The sequence below is a fragment of the Chamaesiphon sp. genome, assembly GCF_041737865.1.
GTDB lineage: Bacteria > Cyanobacteriota > Cyanobacteriia > Cyanobacteriales > Chamaesiphonaceae > Chamaesiphon.
This window is the reverse complement of record NZ_JBGSQZ010000285.1, coordinates 22,376-30,320: the sequence shown is the minus strand read 5'-3', so window position 1 is coordinate 30,320 and position 7,945 is coordinate 22,376. Positions and strand designations below refer to the sequence as shown.

Here is a 7,945-nt window from a genome sequence, read left to right as displayed (position 1 = left end):
GAGCCTCGAAACCCAACATCCCTGGAGCGTTGGGTTTCGAGGCTCAACCCAACCTACGCAAGTTATTTAATCCTCATTCCTTAATGAAGATCCAATTGAGTTGATATCGATATCTATGCAAAACTCAGCCCTATACTAGTACTAGGAGTCTCAGCAGACAGAATTTTAGAATCGAGAAATTTTCTTGAAATAGCAGCTCAAGCAACTACCAAGCAGTCAAAAAGTTCGCACGCTCGGGGTTTATATTTGGCAACCCAGAAGACTGTAATACAACACATACTAACATCTTTTGGCTGACCTGATAATACGTATAATGGCGCAACTGTCTAAGGGGAGTAGAAGTCAATGGGTTTGACCCACATCTGACTGAGCTAAATCAAGCATCGATCGATAGATTCCCGATTTAGCTCGATCGTGCAAAGGAAAAAATCGTTCACCATTGTCCTGCCAATTTATACTGCTAACTTACGGGCGATACACATCACTGACTGCGCGGCTTCCGGTGAATTGGAATTCATCCCCGACAACATTTGCGCCAAAGTATATTTCAAAGGCGATCTCCCGTAATTGCCCGCAAATAGTTCAGCTCCCACCCCGTGGTTGTGCGGGTAAAGTGCGATCTCAAAACCGAGTGGTATGAGCGTATCGGTATAAAGGTTTAGCGTTACCCCATCTCCAGGCTGATGATTGTGAATTTCTGTCGCCAATCTTAACTCCCGCTCCTGTTTCGATCTGTACAAACTAGATCTTCCTGGTAGCCAATACATCGGAAATTGTTTCCTGGCGGTATTAACTAGCACACCCAGCCCTTTGTGATGCCAAGCCGTCTGCTGCGGATCTTCATCGGTAATCAACACACCGCCGGGACGCACCAACCGCGCTGCTTCGGCCAAAACTTTAGCCATATCATCACAATGATGCAGCACGGCATTGAGCGTGACGATATCGGCACAGTTGTCAACTAGTGGCAGATCGTGAGCGTCTGCTAACAGCGGGGTATAGCCGAGCTGCATTGCCTATTCCAGTGCCCCCCGACTGATATCGACCCCGATGAGGACTTGGGGAGTACCGCCGATAGTGGCGTAGAGATTGCCAGGGCCACAGCCGATATCGATCGCGATTTTATCATCCCAACTGCCGTTCGCGTAGCGTAGGCTCTGCCGAATCGCGGCTTGCCAACGTTCGCCGAATGCTTGACTACAATTTTCTGTTTGTAAGTACTTGTCACGGTATAATTCGTGACCAAAAAAGTCGGCATTAGCCCGCATCCCCTGAGTCCAATTTGAGACTTGACACGTAGGAATGCTGTCGGTGTCCCAGTCAATCTCGGCATGGAAACTCAGCTCTTTTAAGATCTGCTTATGTTCGGGAAGAATCATCACGAGCGTTTTCCTCAGTGGTAGTGCGATCGAAATCCTGACCTGACTATTTTAGGTAGATAACCTAAGTTGCTACCTGTAACTTCAGCGGTTAAAACCGCCGCTTGTGATGCAAAGTCCGCCTACGCGGACTAATCAAAAAAACGTCCTAATGAACTTGGCGACTGCTATATTTCAGTCCGCGTAGGCGGACTTTGCAACATTAGCCACGATTTCAATCGTAGGCATTTCTATGGGTAGCAACAGTGCAATATAACATGAGCGTTTCTACTCTCAAACTGCGATCGTCACCTCGCCACCTGGATTAAGATCCGATCGATTTGTCGCGCGATTTCCGTTAGGTCAAAGCATTGGCTGGCTTGGATTCGGGCTGTGGTTACGATCGCCTTTGCCAGTTCCGGTCGATCGTAACATTGTTGAATTATCGTTGTCAATTTTACCGGATCGCCAGGTGTCACGAGCCAGCCAGTCACCGCATCTTCTACCAATTCCATCGCTCCGCCCGCAGCCGCTGCCACGACGGGAGTACCGCACAACATCGCCTCGACGATCACCCGCCCAAACGGTTCAGGCGCGGTTGAAGTATGCGCTACTAAGTCACAGGCTGCCATCAGTGCGGCGACATCAGGCCGAAAGCCGACAAACCGCACTCGATGTTCGAGGTTTAAGTCTTTCACCTGTTGTTGTAATTGGGTTACATAGTCTCGCTCGCCAAATAAAGCATCGCCAACGAGGATGGCACTCACAGATTCGGAACAATGAATCAGTGCTTCTATTAATAAATGCTGTCCTTTCCAGGGCGCAAGCCGACTAAAGTGCCCGACAACAAAATCCCGATCTGTAAATCCCAATGCCTGTCGAGTCGGCTGGCGTTGAGACGCGACATCTCGATAACCATCTAGATTAAAGCCGTTGTAAACAACTTGGGTCAGTTTTGCCTGCCCGCCAGCGGCAATAAAAGCTGACTGACTGGCTTGAGAATTGGCGATTACCACTGAGGCAAACCGATTTGCCAGCGTCGCGGCAATTCGTTGATTTGTCCTGCTGAAGTGCTCTAACGAGAGGATGTCATGCAGGTGAAAAACTAAGGGCCGCCGACTCAAGACGCTGGCTAGTGCGCCGACGACTAGAGCTTTTTGGGTATTGGCATAGATTAAGTCATACTGGCGGCTCAGTCGCGCAACTTCGATCGCTAGCGGTACCAACCGTCCAATACTATACACGCCTTGCAGAGTACTGCTGTCTTTTTGAACATCAATTGAAGTCGCTAATACTTTGACTGGGATCTGTTCCTCCTCAAGCATGGTGCGAAAGGAGCCATCTGCGAATAAACAGACTAAGCAGCGATCGCGATATGCTCTAGCAATATCCAATAAGCAAAGTTCTGCTCCACCAGGTTGACCGCTTTGATCGAGGAAAAGAATTTTCATCGGAACTTTTGTGAAACTATATGTACCTGATTAAAAGTTACCACTGGAATGCAATTTAAGAAAAAAATCTCCGTTTGGTTCACAGCACACGACAGTTTTTCACCCCCAATCATTAGACATTTTCAGGTATCTGTCTTTTTTATTTGAATGATTTTTCACTGCGATCGTATTATAAAAGCATTTTGCTAAACGGGAATTATCCAGCTAAAACATTGAGCAGAGTCAATCGATCGTCATCACTGATTCGATCCGTAAACAGCAAAGTCAAGATATTCCCGATCGATCGTTTACCCATTAACCAACTCGATTCGATCTCTATTGACTCGTATCTCGACCGTAATTTAGCATTCTCAATATCCCCAACGGAATAATCGTAATTTCCCTCAGCTAGTTTTTTTGGCTCTTCATTACTTAGTATGCGAGATTGAAAGGGAATTGAGCAAATAAAATAAATAAATGTGTGTAATTAGAGCAGAAATGTAGGCAGTGATTGAGAAAGAGGGATAATTGAGTATGAGAAATAGCATCAGCAAAATACTTTACGAGATGAAATTCTTGCTTATTTTGACAATAGAACAACTACAGGAAGAATCCCGTCGATTGGGGCACAATTTTGTCGGTACCGAACAGATCCTGATTGGCCTGATTGGTCAAGAAACTGGCATCGCAGCCAAGGTTTTAAGGTCGATGGGAGTCAATCTAGATGATGCCAGAATCGAAGTTGAAAAGATTGTTGGACGTGGTTCGGAGTTTATTGCTATCGAAATCCCGTTTACGCTAGCAGCAAAACGCGCTCTAGAGTACGCCCGATCGGAATCTAAATAACGGGGACACAACTATATTAGCACCGAACATCTACTCCTCGGCTCGATCTGTGAAGCTGAAAACAAAGCTGTGAGGGTACTTGAAACTCTTAGCGTTGACTTAACGAAACTACGACCGCAGATAGAGCGGATGCTGGGAGAGACAACCAAAGTTATTACGACGACTACAGAGAAGTTAGATATATCGATCCTCCTTCAATCGATCGAGCATAAGACAATGGAGATCGATCGGGCTGTTGGTGAACTGAAGGAGGATGTAGCCACTTTGCGCCGTCTAATATTGTAGGATGATTTTAGATCGGTGTCTAATCTAATGTCAACTATTTATGTACTGAAATTATAATAGTGACAAATGATATTTTTGGGCATTAACTGTATGTCAATAGTTATGGAGTCAATAGTGGTATTAACATCTCTCGATCCGCCAGTATGAGAGCTTTGTCTCTAAGTGCTAGTATTCAAAATGGACAGACACGTTAGATTGGCTGAGTAGTTACGATATTTAGTGAGTACTCAGTTGAGATGTTAACAAACAGAAGGATCTCTCGATCCAAAGTGAACTGCTGCAACGTAATCTGCAATTAAATTTAATATTCCCTAATTTGTAGCTGTGGACTCTTTCAAAATCTCGAAATCTCATTACCGCCAAAAAGCTAGTAACTCAATAATCTATCTCTTCTTATTCTCTTGTCTACGTTGCTTTGCAGGGCATCGAAAGCGTTCGATCGTCCTAGCCATCAAGATGAATAGAACGTTGTCCTTCTAGTCTCTTTTCGCTTATATCACTATCTGTCATCTTTATGATTCACTTTTGATTGAGAATAATCTCACGCTCGAATGGCCTACACTAGATTGAAGAGCTGAAGTGCTCATACTGTCGCGTACTTCAAGATAAAAGTTTTGGACATTTAGCTGGAGATAATAATTCCTTGATAGAGCTATATTGAGAATTTTCCGGTTATTGATACATGCTCTATCCCTTTTATCGACCTTTAGTTTTTTACTGTAGCGGACGGAACCTATCTTTATCGATCGAGTACTAAGGTAAGGATTCCCCAATAACCACAGTAAACATCACCTATTCACAGCGACAAGAAATACTTGCCATTTGGCAACCTTTTTTTATCGCTTCAGATGTTTCTTAATATACATCTCACGGAGCGTTTGCAGGTATTCTGGCTCAGTCTCGATCGTCGTCCAGATATGGTGAGCGAGCGCAAGCTTCTGCTTGTGCTTCTGAGAAGGGAATCTACGATGCTCTCCCTGCGAGAACCAGTGGTTCACTGTTGTCAGCGAACAGTCACAGATGTAAGCCAGTTCCTCCCTTGCTACATCCCAGTGTTTTAGAAACTCGTTGAGTTCCATACTGTCATCTTCTATTGGCTGGAGATAAGCTGCTAACGCATTCCAGTGTCTATGAGCCGGGGTGTGTGGAGCAATAGCCATTGTCATTCTATTTGTCACTGTGACAAGTTAATATCATTATAAGCTGGCAATTTCCACTGCGACTATTAGCTGCCAGCATCGAGTAATGCTGGCATTTGAAATAAAAATTGAAAAAACTTGACTTTTAATGGTAAATATGTACCATAAATAATTTAGGATACTATTCACGATCGCTGAGTTTAGAAGAATAAACAAATCTTGAGAATCGTTTTATAAATACATTTAGTAGTCACGGGGTAAGCATTATGAGCTTGATTACATTTCCTTTTCGTCTGGATGCATTAGGAAAAACGCCTAAGGACAGGGAGCAAGTGAGACGCTACTTCTGGGAACTGATGACTCAGCAGCATACTCCACTGATAAATCGGTTAAATCTGCTGGTAGCTGAGCATCGCAACTTTGCTAAGTGGCAAATTAATAACACTGTAGATGCTGACGATCTCAAGTGTCTGTGGCGATCGTTGAAAAAGCAACCTCAATTTCAAGGCATACCTGAACGCACTTTGGTTTCGGCACGGTTAGTTACTCATAACACGTATGAATCCTGGTTGGCTCTACAGGCAGATCGCCAAGAGAAGTTAACTAAACTCCTTAATTCCGTGGAAGTTCTGAAACCGGATGCTGAGTTGATAGCGATCGGTAGCTGCAATCTGGATGTAATACGCAATCGGGCGAAAGAAGTTTTAAGCGAAGTGAATACCCAAGTTTCTAATGATAGTAAGAAGAAAAAAAGTCAAAAAGCGATCGAGGGAGGCATCTACAAGATCCTCTACGATAAACACCACAAAACAGACGATCTACTGGAGAAATGTGCGATTGCATATCTAATTAAAAATAGATTTAAAATTACTAGTGATGAAACTGAAGAGGATGTTAAAAAACTGAACGATCGCCGTCACAGCAAGCAAAAAGAAATTGAAATTCTTCAAAAACAATTGCATAGTAGACTACCTAAGGGACGTCCGTGGGCGGGCAGAGACATTTTTGATGAAATTGCGTCGATTGGTATCATTGAAGATGAAACTGAGTGGAATTCAATAGAATCGGCATTACTCAAGCAGCAAGCTTTCATGCCACATCCGATTCTGTTTGAAAGTAGTGATGATTTAATCTGGGCCGAACCTGAAAAATTTCAGCTTAAAGATTTACAGGTAGAAGCAGATAAATCTGGATCTACCGAGCTTGATAAATTTCAAAACGAGGATTTTCAGAGCGAACAAGCGAACTCCGTTGAGTCTCGAAAGCGAGTTTGCGTCGGTTTTAAGAGTTTTGAAGAGAAATATGCCTTTGAAGTTGCTGGCGATTACCGTCATATTCATACTGTATGGCAGGCTTTAAAAGAGCGTAAGATTTACGATAAAAATACACACGAAAACACATCTGCTCTGTTTTTGGTGCGATCGGCAACGTTGATTTGGCGGGAGTATAAGAAAAACGAAAATAGAATTGTACGTCGCCGAAAAGCTAATAACAAACGTTCCAAGCGCGAAGGGGGGACTGCTGGCACTAAACCTGATATTTTGCGCGCTCCGGAGTTTTATGACCCAGAATTTCCGTGGAATCGGTATCAATTATTCTTACACTGCACAATAGAAACTCTATATGTAAGTAAAGAGGGCACTGAACTCAAACTCGAAATGCAGAAGAAACCGATCGCCAAATCACTTCAAACCTTAGAAAAGAAGATTGCTGAATCAGAAGAGAAGGGTGAATCAACAAAAACTCGTAAGGATCGTCACAGCCGTCAATCTGGAACTCTAAGACGGATAGAGTGTTATGACGATAACTACAAGCGTCCAAGCAAATCTCTCTACACTGGACAACCTCATATTGTTACTGGTGTTGCTTTTGGCGCGAGTGGATTGGTAACGGTAACAATCCTAGATACTTCTTCCGGAAAAATTCTGGAGTGCCGTGGGCGCAAGGCACTTCTAGGGAAGCAGGATAATAGGCTTGTTAATAGACGACAGTTCCAGCGTCAACTAAATATGCGCCGTCGGACTCAGAATCAGCGGCGGGGTGCGAATAACCAGTTTGGGGAAGCCAATTTAGGCGATACAATCGATCGACATATTGCAAATGCTGTAGTTGATTTTGCCAAGGCTTATCAATCGGGATGTATTGTTTTACCTGACATGGAGGATTATAGACGGCGTAAACAAAGTGAGATTGCAGCACTCGCTGAGCGCGAATGTTCTGGATGGAAGGGTGTTGAGAAGAAGTTCGCAAAAGCCCAGAATGTGAAGATCCACTCATGGAGTTACGGGCGCTCGATCGAATACATCACTAATCAAGCCGAACAGGAGGGGATGTTAGTGAAGATTGGGCGGCAACCGATTCACGGCAGCTCCCAGGAGCAAGCAAAACAGATGGCGATTGAGGTCTACCAGGCTAAAACCAAATCCAAACAATCTCTTTCTAATCAATCTGCTTAGGGTTGAAGTTTTTGTGATGTTGTAGTAGGCTAGAGTTAGCGCACGAACCGGACTAGCGTCACTACGATGCGAGTTTACTTGGAAATGGGACAGTTTCATTGCTTTCCGTCCCTAACGCTGCCCGCTTACTCACGCTACCGCAAGGTGGGAACAATTTGGCGCTGTGAGTTCGCGATTCTCTACTATTTAAGGCAAATGTTTGTTTGTCCGGTAGTACAGCAAGATTGTGTATCAGACCAAATTTGGCGAAGATGCATGGCAGTCTGAATCGCCGATGAAACCATCGGACTTCCCCTATATTTTTGGCAAACCGAAGCGGGGCTAAAAATCCCAGTACCTTTGCCAAAAGGCTAGAGCCTTTGTCAGTTCAGCGCTCTAGCAGCATAATTAAATCTTCAATTAAGCTAATTGATTTTTCTCTAAGTGTTTGC

Annotated in this window: 6 protein-coding genes and 1 pseudogene; 3 read left to right on the top strand and 4 right to left on the bottom strand. The window is 44.1% G+C overall.

Annotated features, from left to right (window positions below):
• Nucleotides 1-452: 452 nt before the first annotated feature.
• The 3 genes from ACEW9J_RS21965 to ACEW9J_RS21955 all read right to left on the bottom strand — a co-directional run bounded on the left by ACEW9J_RS21965 (nt 453) and on the right by ACEW9J_RS21955 (nt 2,809).
• On the bottom strand, nt 453-1,013 hold the full coding sequence (locus ACEW9J_RS21965) for a class I SAM-dependent methyltransferase (protein ID WP_373547211.1): 561 nt from the start codon (nt 1,011-1,013) through the stop codon (nt 453-455).
• 3 nt (nt 1,014-1,016) lie between these two features.
• On the bottom strand, nt 1,017-1,379 hold the full coding sequence (locus tag ACEW9J_RS21960) for a hypothetical protein (RefSeq protein WP_373547210.1): 363 nt from the start codon (nt 1,377-1,379) through the stop codon (nt 1,017-1,019).
• A 287-nt stretch (nt 1,380-1,666) separates the two neighbouring features.
• Nucleotides 1,667-2,809 carry a glycosyltransferase gene (locus ACEW9J_RS21955; protein WP_373547209.1) on the bottom strand — a complete coding sequence of 381 codons (1,143 nt, stop codon included), beginning with the start codon at nt 2,807-2,809 and terminating at the stop codon, nt 1,667-1,669.
• A 546-nt stretch (nt 2,810-3,355) separates the two neighbouring features.
• Here ACEW9J_RS21955 and ACEW9J_RS21950 point away from each other — a divergent pair.
• Together ACEW9J_RS21950 and ACEW9J_RS21945 are read left to right on the top strand one after the other, a co-directional pair.
• Nucleotides 3,356-3,787 (top strand): annotated as a pseudogene (locus ACEW9J_RS21950) (Clp protease N-terminal domain-containing protein); the annotation flags it as partial.
• Nucleotides 3,764-3,919, top strand: coding sequence for a hypothetical protein (locus ACEW9J_RS21945; RefSeq protein ID WP_373547215.1), 156 nt, complete (start codon nt 3,764-3,766; stop codon nt 3,917-3,919). The pseudogene ACEW9J_RS21950 and the gene ACEW9J_RS21945, both read left to right, overlap by 24 nt.
• Before the next feature lie 836 nt (nt 3,920-4,755).
• Here ACEW9J_RS21945 and ACEW9J_RS21940 read toward each other — a convergent pair.
• Complete coding sequence (locus tag ACEW9J_RS21940) at nt 4,756-4,998, bottom strand: hypothetical protein (protein WP_041549727.1); 243 nt, start codon at nt 4,996-4,998, stop codon at nt 4,756-4,758.
• Nucleotides 4,999-5,324: 326 nt separating this feature from the next.
• Between ACEW9J_RS21940 and cas12k the strand changes: the two genes are divergently transcribed.
• Nucleotides 5,325-7,514: a type V CRISPR-associated protein Cas12k gene (gene cas12k / locus ACEW9J_RS21935; RefSeq protein ID WP_373547208.1), complete on the top strand. Its 2,190-nt coding sequence runs from the start codon at nt 5,325-5,327 to the stop codon at nt 7,512-7,514.
• The last annotated feature ends 431 nt before the right edge of the window (nt 7,515-7,945 follow it).